We start from the raw sequence: 15,918 nt of genomic DNA, 5'->3' as shown, positions 1-15,918 counted from the left end.
ATAGCCCCTTCCATGGTGAAGGGACAAAGAAAAATCCCGAAAAGTCGGTCAACTTTTCGGGATTTGGAAATTTTCAGCTCAGTCTTTGACGACGGAGATGTCCGGCGCGTCAACCGCCTTCATGCCGATGACATGATAGCCGCTGTCTGCGTGGTGAACTTCACCTGTGACAGAACGCGAGAGGTCGGAGAGGAAGTAAAGGCCAACGTCGCCCACTTCATCAATCGTTACAGTGCGGCGCAGCGGTGCGTTATATTCGTTCCACTTGAGAATATAGCGGAAGTCGCCAATGCCCGATGCTGCCAGCGTTTTGATCGGGCCTGCAGAAATCGCGTTGACACGAATGTTCTGCGGTCCAAGATCAACAGCCAGATACTTCACACTTGCTTCAAGAGCTGCCTTGGCAACGCCCATGACGTTGTAGTTCGGCATAACTTTTTCAGCGCCGTAATAGGTCAGCGTGAGAATCGAACCACCATCATTCATCAGCTTTTCCGCACGACGCGAAATCGCTGTCAGCGAATAAACCGAGATAAGCATGGTGTTCTGGAAATTGGCTTCTGACGTATCGACGTAACGGCCCGTCAGTTCATCCTTATCGGAGAAACCAATAGCGTGAACGACGAAGTCGAGCTTGCCCCACCTCTTTTCCAGCGCTTCAAAAACAGCATCAATGCTTGCACCGTCAGCAACATCGCAATGTCCGGCAACAAAAGCATCCAGTTCTTCAGCCAATGGCTCAACGCGCTTTTTCAGCGCATCACCCTGATAGGTGAATGCAAGTTCCGCACCCGCTTCACGGGCTGCCTTGGCAATACCCCAGGCGATGGAACGGTTATTGGCTACGCCCAGAATCAATCCGCGCTTGCCCTGCAACAAACCAGACTTTGCGGTCATTAAGGGTCCTCATCGAAATATAATCAACTAGATGCCCTATCGCACAGCCTTGCACCGGCTTCAAGCAATTGCGCATAAAAAGCCGGGTATTGTGACTTTATCGTATCAGAGCATGTTGAAGATGCTCTGATACGGTTCATAGCCCTGTTTGATCTTAGTCGGCTTTGCGCTTGCGCAAAAACTCTTCCAGCTCTTTATCGCCACCTTCAGGCAGCATGATACGAACATGAACATAGAGATCGCCGTGACCGCCTGCTTTTAGAGGCAGCCCTTTTCCCTTCAAACGCAATACCTTGTCGGAACTTGACCAGGCCGGGATCTTAACTGCGATACGGCCACTCAGCGTCTCGACCTCCGCCTTTCCACCCAGCACCGCGTCAGCAAGTTCGACTGGCAGATCGACATGCACATCGCGCCCCTCAAGCTTAAAACGCTGGCTCTGCTTGAAATGGATCGTCACAAGCGCGTCGCCAGGCGTACCGCCGACAACATGCTCACCCTGACCTTTGAGCCGGATGGTCTGACCATCTTCGACGAACTGCGGCAGCTTGATTTTCAGGTGCTTGCCGTTTGGAAAAACTGCCTCGACCTTGTCAGCACCGGCAGCTTGTTCAAGCGTGATACTGATCGACGCAGACAAATCGTCGCCTTTTATGGGACCGCGCTGACGCGCACCGCCGCGACCAAAAGCACCACCGAATATATCGTTGAGAATGTCCTCGGCACCGCCGAAGCTACCTTGTTGAGCACCGCCACGCTGACGAAAGCCTGCAAACGGATCGCCTCCGCCTTGGCCACCAAACCCGGAATGGCCACCCTGCCCGGCAAAACCCTGAAAGGCTTGCTTGCCTTCCGCGTCGATCTCGCCACGGTCAAACTGACCGCGTTTATCTTTATCACCGACGATTTCATAGGCCTGATTAATTTCAGAAAAGCGCTCCTGTGCCTTTGGATCATTCTGGTTCTGATCAGGGTGATATTTCTTGGCCAGCTTACGAAAAGCCGACTTTATCTCTTCGGACTTCGCCGTTTTGGCGACGCCCAACACGCTATAGGGATCGCGCATATAAAATCCTCATTCAGGAAAATGACTGAATTATCAGCCGTTAGATTCGTTGCCCTTAATATGCGCACGAAGCTTAAAAACTTCCAGAGTTACCAGGGGCCGATTTTAAAAAAGCTTAAAGCGCATCCCGAAAAGTGTGAAACGGCTTTCGGACAAAGATGCGCGTTCAAAAAAGTTCAGATCGAAGTGGACTCTCAAAGCGGCGCAAAAGATGTCAGGGTCCACTGACCGCCGCGCTCCATACAGGTTTCGCCGCGATAGATAGAAACGCCGTCAAAAGCCTCGCGAGAGGTTTCAAACTGGCGGCACAGTGTGTCGTTCGCCTTGGTTTCGGCAACCGTGGTAATTGTGCCCTGACTGCCAGTATCGGGGTTTGCCCATGGCACAGGCTTCTTGCCCCATTGCGTAAAATTGAGAGCTGAAACGATACCCTTGATCGTCGACTGGTCGGAGAGCTTACCCGTATCCGTCTCGGCTTTTTGCGGCGTTTTTATTGAGCCTGTGATCGTGGACGAATCTGGAACTGCTTTTTCGATGCTGAAGCCGCCCATTGCACAGCCTGCCAGTGAAAAAACAAACATAACGAGAGACGCATGGCGAATTATTCCCGTGCGAAGAAAAGCAGAGTCGTCATGTATTTCGCGGCGAGCGGATCGAGCGGCCAACGGTCTTCCCTTAAATACATCCTAAAGATGTAACGAATATGGGGGATATGGAGTTAACAAGCAGTTTGCGCTCAAGGTAAACAAATCGATAACAAAGGACAACGTCCAAAATCTTAGAGAGTTTCTTATTTTGATTGAAGCATAGGAAATGCTCTAAATATTTGTTTTGTCGCTTTATCCTACGCAAAACCGCTATGCACTTTTGCTGGATATGCTCTAACTGTTCAAAGCGATGGACAAATCGCAGGATATGGAAGAAGTTCGCTTCCGAGATCTTAAAAACACTTGAAATGACCGGACATGACAGACAATAGCGACGACTTCACCCAAAGCTCCGAACCGTTCCGACTTTTTGCAGAATGGCTGAATGACGCCACCAAAAGCGAACTGAACGATCCCAATGCTGTTGCACTTGCAACCGTGGACCCGGACGGATTGCCCAACGTACGCATGGTTTTGCTCAAGGATTTCGATGAGCATGGCTTTGTCTTCTACACGAATTATGAAAGCGCCAAGGGGCAGGAAATCCTGTCTGCGGAAAAAGCTGCGATGTGTTTTCACTGGAAATCGCTGCGCCGTCAGGTGCGGGTACGCGGTCCTGTAGAGAAAGTCAGCGATGCAGAAGCCGATGATTATTATGCATCACGTCCGCGCGGCAGTCGCATCGGGGCATGGGCGTCGAAACAGTCGCGCCCGCTTGAAAGTCGCTTCGCGCTCGAAAAGGCTGTTGCAGAATATACGGCTCGTTATGCGATTGGTGAAATCCCGCGCCCTGCGCATTGGTCTGGCTTCCGTATTCGACCAGTCTCCATCGAGTTCTGGCATGATCGCCCCTTCCGCCTTCATGACCGCGTGTTGTTTACGCGCGACACACCAGAAGGCGACTGGCATAAAGATCGTCTCTATCCATAAAATGAAAAGGCCGCTGAAATCAGTGGCCTTTTTAATTTCAAACCATCGGCTTTAAGGCCACCCAAAGGCTGCCCAGCACGAGGCCTAAGAAAATCAGCCATCCGACTGTATTGTTCGACTTGAACAGACGCAGGCACTGATCAGGATTATCGATGTCGAGCACGATGATCTGCCGATAAAGATGAACACCAGCTGCGAGTAACCCCGCAAGCGCTGGCATTGGCACCTGCGCCACAGCAAAAGCCGCTGCAAAAAAGCCAATCGCACCACCATAAAGCACCAGCAGTGCCGTCTTGGTATGCTTACCAAACAGCCGCGCTGTCGATCCAACACCAACCAGCGCGTCGTCTTCCTTGTCCTGATGGGCATAGATTGTGTCATAGCCAATCGTCCAGAGGATCGCGCCGATATAAAGCAATACCGGCGAGAGTGAGAGCGAGCCTTCGACAGCCGCCCAGCCCATCAGCGCACCCCATGAGAAGGCAAGGCCAAGCACCAGCTGCGGCAAGTTCGTAATGCGCTTCATGAAAGGATAGGCCGTAACGATCACGAGAGATCCAACGCCAAGGCCAATCGTGAACCAGTTAAATTGCAGCACAACGGCCAGCCCGACCAGAGCCTGCAAAACAATGAATATTTTCGCCTGTTTGCGCGTCACCTGACCGGATGGCAGCGGGCGTGAACGCGTGCGGTCCACTTTATCGTCGATGTCCTGATCCGCGAGATCATTATAAGTGCAACCCGCGCCACGCATTGCAACCGAACCAACGAAAAACAAAACAAGATGCCAAATAGAAGGCACGACCGACCATGCATCATTGCCCGGCTGCGCACCTGCACCCGCCACAAGAGCCGCCGACCAGAAGCAAGGCCACAGCAAAAGCTGCCAGCCAATCGGACGATCCCAGCGTGCAAGCTGCGCATATGGCCACAGAGATGGCGGAAGCACCCGATAGACCCAATGGCCGGACGGTGCATCTTTCACGCGACCGCGTGCATCGCGCGACTGAACATCTGAATTCGGCCCCATACCGGGCTTTGACTGCTGCATAAATGCTTGCTTTCCTGAAACTGTAACGGTGCAACCGCTTTTTATCCAAAAATTGCGGTACTACCCTTGCCCGCGCACGCGTTGGGCAATAGAGACCCGTATCAATAAACACTTACTTATCTCACGCGCAGGGAGCAAGGCATGAAAGTTCTGTTGATCGGTTCCGGTGGTCGCGAGCACGCATTGGCATGGAAACTTGCCGCTTCCGAAAAGCTGACAAAGCTCTATTGTGCGCCGGGCAATCCCGGCATTGCCGAATATGCAGAACTGGTGACGCTCGACGTGACTGATCACGCGGCTGTCATAGCTTTTGCCGAGCAGAATACGATTGATTTGGTTGTCGTTGGCCCGGAAGCGCCGCTCGTTGCAGGTCTAGCCGACGATCTGCAAGCCGCGAACATCCGCGTTTTTGGTCCATCCAAGGCTGCCGCTCAGCTTGAAGGCTCCAAAGGCTTTACCAAGGATCTCTGCGCAAAGTTCGACATTCCGACGGGCGCCTATGGCCGCTTCAACAATGCACCAAAAGCCAAAGCATATATCCGAGAAATGGGCGCTCCAATCGTCGTCAAAGCCGACGGACTTGCCGCAGGCAAAGGCGTGGTCGTCGCGATGACGCTCGATGAAGCGCTCGATGCCGTTGATATGTGCTTTGAAGGCGCATTTGGCTCTGCCGGTGCAGAAGTCGTCGTTGAAGAGTTTCTTGAGGGCGAAGAAGCAAGCTTCTTCTGCATTTGCGACGGCAAAACCGCTCTGTCGCTCGGCTCAGCACAGGACCATAAGCGCGTTGGCGATGGCGATACAGGCGTGAACACCGGCGGCATGGGTGCTTACGCCCCTGCCCCTGTGATGACGCCTGAAATCGTCGAGGGCACGATGCGCGAACTGATTGAGCCAACCATGCGCGGCATGGCCGAAATTGGCGCACCGTTCTCAGGTGTTTTGTTCCTCGGTCTGATGATCGGCAAGGACGGCCCAAAGCTCATTGAATACAATACCCGCTTTGGTGATCCTGAGTGTCAGGTGCTGATGATGCGCCTTGAAAGCGACCTGCTCGACCTCATCAATGCAGCCGTTGATGGCAAACTTGATGACGTGACGCTCAAATGGAAAAATGACCCGGCGCTGACCATCGTCATGGCCGCAGAAGGTTATCCGGCCTCACCTAAAAAAGGCAGCGTGATCCACGGACTTGAAACGCTTGATGGCGTTGACGGCCTTAAAGTTTTCCATGCTGGCACGGCAGAAAAAGACGGCCAGATCATCGCCAATGGTGGTCGCGTGCTCAACGTAACTGCTATCGACACTACGGTCGCAGCCGCACAGGCCAAGGCCTATGACGCCATAAAGAAGATCAACTGGCCGCAAGGCTTCTACCGCTCAGACATCGGTTGGCGTGCGGTTGAGCGCGAACGTTCGGGCCAATAATTAAAGCTATAAGGGGCGATTGCGAATCTTAAGCGATATGGACGCGATTGCGTCCGGCCTTCTTCGCCTGATATAGCGCCGCGTCTGCGCGGCGCATCGTCTCATAGAGACTTTCTTCGTGGACCTGTTCGGCCACGCCGAAGCTTGCAGTCGGACCCCAATCAGGTGATTTTCCAGCAAACCGAAGCAAGCTTAGAGCCTCGCGCAAGCTTTGCGCCAGGCTTTCTGCAGCCTGCATATCTGCATCCGGTATAAACACGACGAACTCTTCGCCGCCCATGCGCGCAGCAACCGCTGACTTGGGAAGTTGCGTATTGAGCAGCTTGCCAAATGCTGCGATCACACGATCACCGCCATCATGGCCATAAGTGTCATTCACACGCTTGAAGAAATCCAGATCACTCATAATCACCGAGTAGTGAATCCTTGCGCCCTTGCGCGCCAACACGCGTGAGACGTGACGATCAAAGCCGCGACGATTATAAATTTGCGAAAGTTCATCCACTTCAGACTGTTCGCTGGCTTCGCCTACCATATGTGAAACGGTGGTTAAAAGCAGGAGCAATCCACGCACGACATGGACGAAAACGCCGACGGAAAGCGATATAATAACGTGCAGCGTGTTCGCCTGATCTTCAGGACGCACATCGGCCCCCGGCCAGGTGATGAGAAACGCTTTAGACAAATAGTGAAGACATGCAAACACCGCCATCGCCATCATCAACTTATCGATCAAACGCGGCATGCCAGAGCGATAAATCACGCGAATCATCAAAATCTGTGCAAGGCAAAGCGGCAACTGGTATAGAAAACGATGCAGAAACGATGTGCGTGGCAGCTCAAAAATAAGCATATTACACGCTATGGCAGCGACGAAAAATCCGCTGATCAGTTTCCAGTCGATCTTTTGACGATAAATGCTTTGCAAGCCGATGATAGCCGCGAGAAACGCGGTCATAGAAAGCGTAAATGAAACAAGCACAAGCAGACGCGGATTTATTGCCACTGGAATCCAGTAACCGAACATTGACACAAGAGCAGCGGCTATCGCCGCGAGCGTGAACCAGCGCGGAGCGGAATAACTCCGCTCCTGAATGGAAACGAAGGCAAATGTCAGGATAAAAACGCACGATACCGTGAGATTAACAGTCAGAAAATACGGAACGAGCGTCATGTATCGACACCTTTGAACATTTGCATACTCTAAATCAAAGCGAAAAAAATTCGTTAAAGGTCAGGATCCCCTAACCTCGTCAGTAACGCGATGGTCTTCTAAGGGCCTAGGCCGTGTGGACGATTATTTTTCGGGCGTGGCGTGAGACGGATTTTGTTTCTGAACAGGAGAACAGACCGCCGTGGAGTGGTTCTCCAGAAGGGTTGTTCGACGCATTCAGAGAGAAAATCCACCACGTCCCGAAGGGATATGATGAAAATAACCCAGCTTTGCGTCGCAAAACCTTGATGGAGAACCACTCCACCTTCGGCTTTGCTCCTAAACCTGTGCTATTTTCATCCATACCACGCTCCAAAACATAATCGTCCAAACGGCCTAGGCATCAAGCGTTGAAAAGTACATCGGTGGTACGTTGTTCAACAATATTTGGATCACAATCTTTTATATTGAGAATAGTATTTTTATCAAATGCAGAAAAGCGCCTTGTAAAAATCTCGAATGCTGCATATATGTGGTCCATCGATTTTGTTTTCGAATGTTGCGGCGTGCTTTTCGCCCCCGGTACTTCTTTCAAATTCGTAAACTTCGGCGACGGATTTAGATCCGTTATATATTAACCGTGCGATTTGAAAGGAATTCAACATGGCAAACGGAACAGTAAAATTCTTTAATTCAACTAAGGGCTTCGGCTTCATTCAGCCTGATGACGGCGGCGTAGATGTGTTCGTTCACATCTCTGCTGTTGAACGTTCGGGCTTGAGCTCGCTCAACGAAGGCCAGAAGGTTAGCTTCGACGTCGTCGCTGATCGTCGTTCGGGCAAGAATGCAGCAGAAAACCTGCAGGCGCTCTAATAATTATTCAGGCAGAGCTTTAAAAGCTTTGCTTGCGTAATGGCGCAAAGAAATTTGTCTCCAATCACTGACCACGGATGTACTGGCACTGATTGTTGAGACATTTGAAGGTCGGGTCTTTGCCCGGCCTTTTTTATTTATCGCCTACAAGTGATCTGTTCACAGTGCGAGAAGCTGCAATGCAGCAACGATGGGAGGACCATCCATGTCAGATTCCAACAAAGAAAACCTGACCAAAGATACGCTCTTCAAGCCTAACCCTTCCCGTATGGAAGCCAAGACAGCCACAACAGATAAGGCCGCTAGGGCCATCATGCAAAGCGAACGCGATGCAGTGGATGCGAAGACTGCCCGGTTGCGGGCCGCCCGGCTCAAGCGCGAGCAAAGCGAATAATCGCACATGCAACACGAAACTACGGATAACTTTATCTTGTAAATATTGACGTTTACGTAATAAGCCGATAGCTCTTAGTAAAGACCAGCCGTCAGGCTGAACGGATCGCCGCAATCGAGCGGCCATGCGTAGCCTTTTGAGGAGAAGGTTCAGGGTATCAGCACGAAATCGTTCGATTGGTGCTCTGCTTGATTGTTTTGATGCGCATCTTATTCGAAAACCGTTGCACGTTTTTCGGTATGCGCTCTAGGAGGAAATATGTATCGCGCGCCGGTTTCTGAAATTTCCCATATGCTGATGAAGGTCGCAGGCCTTGAAAAAGCGATTGAGGACAATCTTTTTCCTGAATTCTCCGCTGATTTGGCAGACGCTATTCTGCAGGAGGCAGGAAAGTTTGCAGCCGAGCGCGTCGAGCCGCTTCGGATTACCGGCGACAAACACGGTGCAATCGTCAAAGACGGTGTCGTCACCACAGCGCCGGGCTGGAAAGAACTTTATGCCGACTGGGTTGCAGGTGGCTGGAACTCGCTGACCGGTACGCCTGAATATGGCGGTCAGGGCCTGCCGATCATGATGTCGGTTGCAGTCAGCGAAATGTGGAATTCCGGCACCCTCGCTTTTGCCATTGCGCCCACGCTCACTATGGGTGCTGTTGAAGCGCTGGAAAAGCACGCCTCGAAAGAACTCAAAGACATCTACCTTGAAAAGCTTATCTCAGGCGAGTGGATGGGCACAATGAATCTTACAGAGCCGCAAGCCGGTTCTGATCTGGGAGCGCTACGCGCGCGCGCCGAGCGCCGGGATGATGGTTCCTATCGCATTTTCGGGCAAAAGATTTTCATCACTTATGGCGAACATGACCTGACCGACAATATCGTGCATCTGGTGCTGGCCCGCCTGCCTGATGCTCCTGCTGGCACCAAAGGCATTTCACTGTTTCTCGTACCAAAGTTTCTCGTCAATGAAGACGGTTCGCTTGGTCGCCGCAATGATCTGTTCTGCTCGGGCCTTGAACACAAAATGGGCATTCACGCCTCCCCAACCTGCACCATGATCTATGGCGATGGCTTTGCCAAAGGCGAAGAAGCAGGCGCAGTGGGCTATTTGATAGGCGAAGAGAATCGTGGCCTCGCTTGCATGTTTACGATGATGAACAATGCGCGGCTGCTAGTGGGTGTTCAGGGTGTTGGCGTTGCGGAAGCCGCCTATCAGCAGGCGCTGCATTATGCCAAAGACCGCAAACAAGGTCGCGCTGTCGGTGCTGATCCAAAGGCTGGCATGAGCCCGATCATTGAGCATCCCGATGTACAACGTATGCTTCTCACGATGAAGGCACTAACACAGGTTGCGCGTGGCATTACCTATTCCTGTGCGCATGCAATCGACATGAGCCATGCAACGGAAAGCGCAGATGCGCAATTCTGGTCGGATCGCGCAGGCCTTCTGACACCTCTTGCCAAAAGCTTTGCCACTGATGCAGGCATGGATGTGGCCTCGCTTGGCATTCAAATTCATGGCGGCATGGGCTTTATTGAGGAAACGGGTGCTGCACAATTGTTGCGTGATTCCCGTATAACGCCGATCTATGAAGGCACAAACGGCATTCAGGCCATTGATCTCGTATTACGTAAGCTACCGTTGGACAATGGCGAACATATCAAAGGCTTTTTTGCCGAGTTGCAGGGGGATGCGGACAACGCCACGGCCTCAAACCGCCCTGAACTTGGCGGCACCGGATCGCGTGTGTCAATGGCTATTGCAGAAGCTCGCGAAGCAACCGACTGGTTGCAGAAGGCTGCAAGCGAAGGCCGCAACCAGGAAGCGCTCGCCGGCGCCACCCATTATCAGCGCCTGCTATCGCTAACCGCTGGCGGCGCTTATCTCGCACGTGCAGCCCTCACCAGTGACGATGCGGGACGCGCTGCACTTTGCCGGTTCTATGCCGAAAATATGCTTTCCGAAGTCAGTTCCCTCAAAGATACTGTCATCACCGGCGCAAAAAGCCTCGCTGCTGCAAAATCCGCGCTGGAGGCATGACTATGAGCGAGCATATTCTGATCGAACGCAAAGATGCGGTACAGATCATCCGCCTTAACCGCCCTGATAAAAAGAACGCGATCACTCGCGCCATGTACGCAACGATGGCAAAAGCCCTTGTTGACGGCGATGCGGACGACGCCGTTCGTGTGCATGTGTTTCTCGGTGTGCCAGGCGCGTTTTCATCCGGCAACGACATGCAGGATTTTATGGCGGCCGCATCAGGCGGCAGCCTCGGCAATGACATTCTCGATTTTCTTGGCGCACTCTCGAGCGCAAAGAAGCCGATTGTCTCCGGCGTCGATGGCCTTGCCATCGGGATTGGCACGACAATCCACCTGCATTGTGATCTGACATTTGCCACAAGCGACGCATTGTTCCGCACCCCTTTCGTTGATCTGGGGCTTGTGCCGGAGGCAGCATCCAGTCTGCTTGCCCCACCACTTATGGGGCATCAAAAAGCTTTCGCACTTCTGGCATTAGGCCACGGCTTTGATGCACAAGCAGCACTTGAAGCAGGCATTGTCTATAAAATCGTTGAAAGCAACAAGCTTGAAACTGAAGTACTGAAAACTGCCGAAGAAATCGCGACCAAGCCGCCGCAGGCAATGCAAATTGCCCGCAGACTTATGCGGCTTCCAGCTGAACCTGTTTCAGAAAGGATAATACGGGAAGCAAAGCATTTTTCCGAACGACTTACATCGAATGAAGCGCGCGAGGCTGTGATGGACTTCTTCAGCCGGAAATCAGCTAAATAGTGCAATTACTTACAGTGCTATAAAAACACGCGATGCAACATAATAGCTCCATTATCAAATAAAGGAGCCATTATGTTTTTTATATTTAGATTTTTTATTTTCATATACTTATGCTCTGTAACGGTTTTCATTACGCAATCACATGCAGAAGACAGTGATTTCACTTTTGCGATTGCTGCGGACCCACAACCTTATCGAATCCTCCATATGCCAAATGGCTACGACCCAAATGCTAACGCTTCGGTTTATACTTGGGAACCTTTTGCACAGGCCGGGTACGCAAACATGCGAAAGTACAAACCAGAATTTGTGATGATAAACGGCGACATGACAGAATTCGGGTGGAGGCCTCAACGAGACTCTGTTCGTAAACTGATGCAAGACAACTCAGATATCAAATCGTACTATGGGCTGGGTAATCACGACATTTCTAACAACGTAAATGATTGCCATGGAAATTTGTATGATTACGGATTTACCAGCGCCGACGCTTGTGCCTGGCAGATGTCGGAAATGCTAAGATACGATATCAGAGCGTCATTCCCTCAACACAACCCAAATGGCTACTTTAATGATAGCGCCACGTCAAACGATGAGACTGGCTGGGCGGCATCCAATGCTTATGCTTTCGATTGGAAAGCCGATTTACGCTTCATCCAGTTGAATTTCTACCCATCCTATGAAGTGCACTTGGGGGCTCCTGGGAGCGTCTTTAACACGGCATGGACGAGCGCTGTACCTTTCCTCAAAGATGAGTTGGCGAAAGCCAGAAGAGATAAAAAGCTAGTTATTATAGGATGGCACGATGCAGACGATCACTTTTTGAAAGATAAAGGAAAGGATGAAGTTATAAAAATATTAAAAGATAATAACGATATAATATTTTTGCTTACTGCAGGTCATGAGCACAGATATATAAATTTTAGAAACTATCAGGGCACCGGAATTGATATGATACTCGCGGGAGCAATTTTCAATAAAGAATCTCTTATTTTGGAATTCTCGAAAACAGAGGTATTCCATCCTACAAAAAATAGAAAACCATGTTACAGTCAAATAACAAAGTATCTTAAGGTGAGACAAGTCAAAGAAGATGGAAACATAGGGGAAGAGAATAGTTACTCTAAATCATACCAAGAAAGAGATTGCGGTCCCCTATAAATTTTTTAATTATAACATCACAATTAATAATCTAAAAAACAATAATTACAAAAATACCCGGATGGGAGTACCATCCGGGTGGCTTGCTGGAGGTCAGCCAATTTGTTGCTCCGGCATCGTGGCCTTTAATATCTGGAAAGGTCCTTCATCTTTCCAGACAACCACCAAGCGGTGCGTTAGTAGTTAGATAGTGTAGAAATCAGACGACAACATGTTCACACGCGAATGTGATTGTTAGTTAGTTTCTTGCAATAATCTCACGACCTTCGATCACCATGCGTACGCCGAGCGAACCCGTCTTGCGGCGTGCGAGGAAACGTGGACGGCGACGGCGTGGCTCCTGCCCCTGGCGGCGTGCCTGTGGCTCAGCGGTACGGACCGGGCCAGTGCTTTCGTAAAGCGGGCGGGCAACGCCATCTTCCTCGACCAGCATCATTGGCAGGTTGAAGGTTGCAGCCCATGCACGCCAGTCAGCGGCAACATCGGTCAGATCATGCGCCACCAGCAGCGGCACTGAAAGCTGCGGGTCTTCATGCATAAGTTCGAGTGTTACGGTGATTTCGCCAAACTCGTCTTCAACAGCACGGGCAACAACACCGACAAATGCATTGATCGGAAGCGCAATCGACATCGGCAAGCCGCTCGAAGGCATAATCTGGCGCATAACCGCACCACGTTCGCTGATCGTGAAGGTTACGTCTGCATCGCAATCTTCTGCCGGGTAAGTCACAACCTGCGGAAGGTGAAACGGATCAAGCCGAAGTTCCTGACCTGCCCATTCTGGCTTCTTCTGTCCGTTGCTCATCATGTTCGACGCCTCTGTCTATCTCTGCCTGTTTTTTGAGAGCCAGTTATTCCGACTTCTCTTTTTGAGCGGTGTTCGCTCTTGTTGATTTGGAGAATAGGCGATGATTATTACTGAGGCGCTTAACGCGTTAGGTTAACTTTTCCCTGCTTTTTCATTTGGTTACTGCTTTACAACCACGTGTAAGAACTCGGTAATTCTTGCTAATTTTCGTTTACATAAATGAAAAGGCGGACAGTTACCTGTCCGCCTTAATTTCATCTTATTTGCTGAAATTACAGCACTTTACCCGGATTCATGATGCTATTCGGGTCGAATGATTTCTTAATATGGCGCATCAATTCAAGAGCTACATCCTGCTTGAAGAAGGCAAGCTCCTCGCGTTTCAACACGCCGATACCGTGCTCAGCCGAGATCGATCCGGTATGAGAAGCAACAATTGTGTGAATACGGTGATTTAATTCGTGCCAGCGCGCCAGGAAAGCTTCCTTGTCGGCGCCAATTGGCTGCGACACATTATAATGCAGATTGCCATCGCCAATATGGCCGAAGCAAACGATACGCGAACCCGGAATCATCTCGAGCGTTGCTGCATTGGCTTCGGCAATAAATTCGGGGATTTTCGCGACAGGCACGGAAATGTCGTGCTTGATTGAGCCTCCTTCCGGCTTCTGCGCCCAGGACATTTCCTCACGCATTTTCCAGAACATCTGCGCCTGCGCCACGCTTTCAGCAATTGCCGCATCCTGAATGATGTCGTTCTCAAACGCTTCGGTCAGAATGGTTTCGAGTGTGGTGCGGGCATCGTCTTCCGAACGGCTCGACGAAATATCAACCAGCACATACCAGTCATGCGGGCTTTCCAGCGGATCGCGAACACCATCCACATGGGCAATGGTGAACTCAACGCCGACACGTGGCATCAGTTCAAAGCCGGTCAGCGACGGGCCAGCATGTTCGGTCGCAAGCTGGAACAGGCGAAGCACGTCTTCCGGGCTGCGAAGACCTGCATAGGCCACGCCCTTGCCCTTTGGCTGCGGATAGATTTTCAGCACTGCGGCAGTGATGATTCCAAGTGTGCCTTCACACCCGATGAACAGGTCTTTCAGATCATAGCCAGTGTTGTCTTTCTTCACATAGCGCAGATCGTTGAGGATTTCGCCATTTGGCAGGACCACTTCAAGACCAAGGCAAAGCTCACGCATATTGCCATAGGCCAGAACGGCGGTGCCGCCAGCGTTTGAACCAAGATTGCCACCGATCTGGCAAGAGCCTTCCGCGCCAAGCGACAACGGGAACAGACGGCCCACTTTCTGCGCTTCGTCCTGAAGGTTTTTGAGGATGACACCAGCTTCAACCGTTACCAGATTGCCAACCGGGTCAACCGCGCGCACCTTGTTCATGCGGCCAAGCGACAAGACAATAGTGGTGTTGCTTTGATCGGGCGTCTGCCCCCCAACAAGACCAGTATTGCCGCCCTGCGGCACTACTGGAGTTTTGGTTTCATTGGCAAGCTTCATGATCGCGGAAACTTCTTCCGTCGAACCTGGACGCAGTACCAGCGGTGAACGGCCCTGATAGAGATCGCGCTGTTCGATCATGAAGGGCGCAATGTCTTCTGGCGCAGTCAGCGCATTCTTTTGGCCAACGATGGCTGCAAAACGTTCGATCAGGGCGGTGTCGAGCATGTGCTTCTCTTGAATGTTTGGGGAACTAGCGCGGGGCCGCCGCGCGTTTAAGACGATCATTGATGGCCTCACCGAGACCATCAAAAGGAATGGGTTCAACAGCGATTATCACAGCCCCCGTCGCGTCAAGCTTGCGCATGAAGTCAAACAGATTGCTGGCTGCTTCGCGCGGATCGCCGCTTTCGCTGAGATTGAGCGTTTCGATCGCCTCATCGCTGCCTGCAACGCGCGTCGGGCCAAAAGCCAGCAGCGCCTCACCCGACTTTACGCTGTTAACGTCAAGGCGCATCGCGGCATCCGGCGCATAATGCGATTCCATCATGCCGGGAGCCTGAATGGCGGCATTATGTTCAACTCGGATCAGTTTCACGCCAAGAAAGGCTTCAATTTCTTCCGCGGCCAAACCACCAGGGCGAAACAAGCGCACGCGTTCGCCTTCAACCTTGATGATGGTGGATTCAACGCCGACACCACAGGGACCGGCATCGAGGATCATATCAATCTTGTCGCCCAGATCATCTGCAACAGCTTTTGCAGATGTCGGACTGATGCGGCCTGACGTGTTGGCGCTTGGTGCGGCCACGGGACTGTCCAGATCCTTTATAATATCACGCACTCGTCCGGCGGGCATACGGATGGCCAGCGTATCAAGGCCCGCTGTCACCAGCGAATGAATTGGGCGCGGCGTGTCCTGTTTAGCCTTAAGCGACAAAACGAGTGTCAACGGCCCCGGCCAGAAAGCTTTCGCCAGTTTGCGTGAGATGGGATCGAAGCTCACATAGCGCTCGGCCATGGCGATACTGTCTACATGAGCGATAAGCGGATTGAACTGCGGGCGACCTTTGGCGGCGAAAATACCTGCCACACCTTCGCCATGCGATGCATCAGCGGCAAGGCCATAGACCGTTTCCGTAGGAATCGCGACAAGGCCACCGCGTGCAAGCACTTCTACCGCGCGTGAGGCAGCTTTATCGTCGAATTCTAACAGCTCGGCCAATGTCATTCTCCTGCCGTCTCAGGAACGCGCATCTTT

Annotated in this window: 15 protein-coding genes; 7 read left to right on the top strand and 8 right to left on the bottom strand. The window is 51.6% G+C overall.

Features of this window, described 5'->3' with window-relative positions; translation table 11 throughout:
• Positions 1 to 78: 78 nt before the first annotated feature.
• The 3 genes from fabI to CEV31_RS07835 all read right to left on the bottom strand — a co-directional run bounded on the left by fabI (position 79) and on the right by CEV31_RS07835 (position 2,568).
• Positions 79 to 897 (bottom strand): enoyl-ACP reductase FabI, encoded by an 819-nt coding sequence (fabI, locus tag CEV31_RS07845; RefSeq protein ID WP_094506442.1) that lies wholly within the window; start codon positions 895 to 897, stop codon positions 79 to 81.
• Between the two features lie 154 nt (positions 898 to 1,051).
• Complete coding sequence (locus CEV31_RS07840) at positions 1,052 to 1,963, bottom strand: DnaJ C-terminal domain-containing protein (protein ID WP_094506441.1); 912 nt, start codon at positions 1,961 to 1,963, stop codon at positions 1,052 to 1,054.
• 194 nt (positions 1,964 to 2,157) lie between these two features.
• Complete coding sequence (locus tag CEV31_RS07835; RefSeq protein WP_374847274.1) at positions 2,158 to 2,568, bottom strand: RT0821/Lpp0805 family surface protein; 411 nt, start codon at positions 2,566 to 2,568, stop codon at positions 2,158 to 2,160.
• A 360-nt stretch (positions 2,569 to 2,928) separates the two neighbouring features.
• On the opposite strand from CEV31_RS07835, the gene pdxH reads away from it, so the two are divergent.
• Positions 2,929 to 3,540, top strand: a complete 612-nt coding sequence (pdxH, locus tag CEV31_RS07830; RefSeq protein ID WP_094506440.1) for a pyridoxamine 5'-phosphate oxidase — start codon at positions 2,929 to 2,931, stop codon at positions 3,538 to 3,540.
• 37 nt (positions 3,541 to 3,577) lie between these two features.
• Here pdxH and ubiA read toward each other — a convergent pair whose 3' ends face one another.
• Positions 3,578 to 4,570, bottom strand: coding sequence for a 4-hydroxybenzoate octaprenyltransferase (ubiA, locus tag CEV31_RS07825; protein WP_374847273.1), 993 nt, complete (start codon positions 4,568 to 4,570; stop codon positions 3,578 to 3,580).
• A 162-nt stretch (positions 4,571 to 4,732) separates the two neighbouring features.
• Between ubiA and purD the strand changes: the two genes are divergently transcribed.
• The gene (gene purD / locus CEV31_RS07820; protein WP_094506438.1) at positions 4,733 to 6,016 is read left to right on the top strand and encodes a phosphoribosylamine--glycine ligase; all 1,284 of its coding nucleotides are present in this window, start codon (positions 4,733 to 4,735) and stop codon (positions 6,014 to 6,016) included.
• A gap of 28 nt (positions 6,017 to 6,044) precedes the next feature.
• On the opposite strand, the gene CEV31_RS07815 is transcribed toward purD, so the two are convergent.
• Positions 6,045 to 7,190, bottom strand: a complete 1,146-nt coding sequence (locus tag CEV31_RS07815; protein ID WP_094506437.1) for a GGDEF domain-containing protein — start codon at positions 7,188 to 7,190, stop codon at positions 6,045 to 6,047.
• Positions 7,191 to 7,832: 642 nt separating this feature from the next.
• Here CEV31_RS07815 and CEV31_RS07810 point away from each other — a divergent pair.
• The 5 genes from CEV31_RS07810 to CEV31_RS07790 all read left to right on the top strand — a co-directional run bounded on the left by CEV31_RS07810 (position 7,833) and on the right by CEV31_RS07790 (position 12,392).
• Positions 7,833 to 8,042, top strand: coding sequence for a cold-shock protein (locus tag CEV31_RS07810; RefSeq protein WP_094506436.1), 210 nt, complete (start codon positions 7,833 to 7,835; stop codon positions 8,040 to 8,042).
• A 205-nt stretch (positions 8,043 to 8,247) separates the two neighbouring features.
• Positions 8,248 to 8,436: a hypothetical protein gene (locus CEV31_RS07805; protein ID WP_094506435.1), complete on the top strand. Its 189-nt coding sequence runs from the start codon at positions 8,248 to 8,250 to the stop codon at positions 8,434 to 8,436.
• A gap of 258 nt (positions 8,437 to 8,694) precedes the next feature.
• Positions 8,695 to 10,473 (top strand): acyl-CoA dehydrogenase, encoded by a 1,779-nt coding sequence (locus CEV31_RS07800; RefSeq protein ID WP_094506434.1) that lies wholly within the window; start codon positions 8,695 to 8,697, stop codon positions 10,471 to 10,473.
• A gap of 2 nt (positions 10,474 to 10,475) precedes the next feature.
• Positions 10,476 to 11,231 (top strand): crotonase/enoyl-CoA hydratase family protein, encoded by a 756-nt coding sequence (locus CEV31_RS07795; protein ID WP_094506433.1) that lies wholly within the window; start codon positions 10,476 to 10,478, stop codon positions 11,229 to 11,231.
• Positions 11,232 to 11,303: 72 nt separating this feature from the next.
• Positions 11,304 to 12,392, top strand: coding sequence for a metallophosphoesterase family protein (locus CEV31_RS07790; RefSeq protein WP_094506432.1), 1,089 nt, complete (start codon positions 11,304 to 11,306; stop codon positions 12,390 to 12,392).
• Between the two features lie 238 nt (positions 12,393 to 12,630).
• Here the strand turns inward: CEV31_RS07790 and CEV31_RS07785 are convergent, their stop codons facing one another.
• The 3 genes from CEV31_RS07785 to CEV31_RS07775 all read right to left on the bottom strand — a co-directional run bounded on the left by CEV31_RS07785 (position 12,631) and on the right by CEV31_RS07775 (position 15,882).
• Positions 12,631 to 13,200 (bottom strand): DUF6101 family protein, encoded by a 570-nt coding sequence (locus CEV31_RS07785; protein WP_094506431.1) that lies wholly within the window; start codon positions 13,198 to 13,200, stop codon positions 12,631 to 12,633.
• A gap of 272 nt (positions 13,201 to 13,472) precedes the next feature.
• On the bottom strand, positions 13,473 to 14,885 hold the full coding sequence (locus CEV31_RS07780; protein ID WP_094506430.1) for an FAD-binding oxidoreductase: 1,413 nt from the start codon (positions 14,883 to 14,885) through the stop codon (positions 13,473 to 13,475).
• Positions 14,886 to 14,910: 25 nt separating this feature from the next.
• Positions 14,911 to 15,882: an L-threonylcarbamoyladenylate synthase gene (locus tag CEV31_RS07775; protein WP_094506581.1), complete on the bottom strand. Its 972-nt coding sequence runs from the start codon at positions 15,880 to 15,882 to the stop codon at positions 14,911 to 14,913.
• Positions 15,883 to 15,918 lie beyond the last annotated feature (36 nt).

Source organism: Brucella thiophenivorans, from assembly GCF_002252445.1.
Taxonomy (GTDB): Bacteria; Pseudomonadota; Alphaproteobacteria; order Rhizobiales; family Rhizobiaceae; genus Brucella; species Brucella thiophenivorans.
This window is presented reverse-complemented; position numbering and strand designations above follow the sequence as displayed.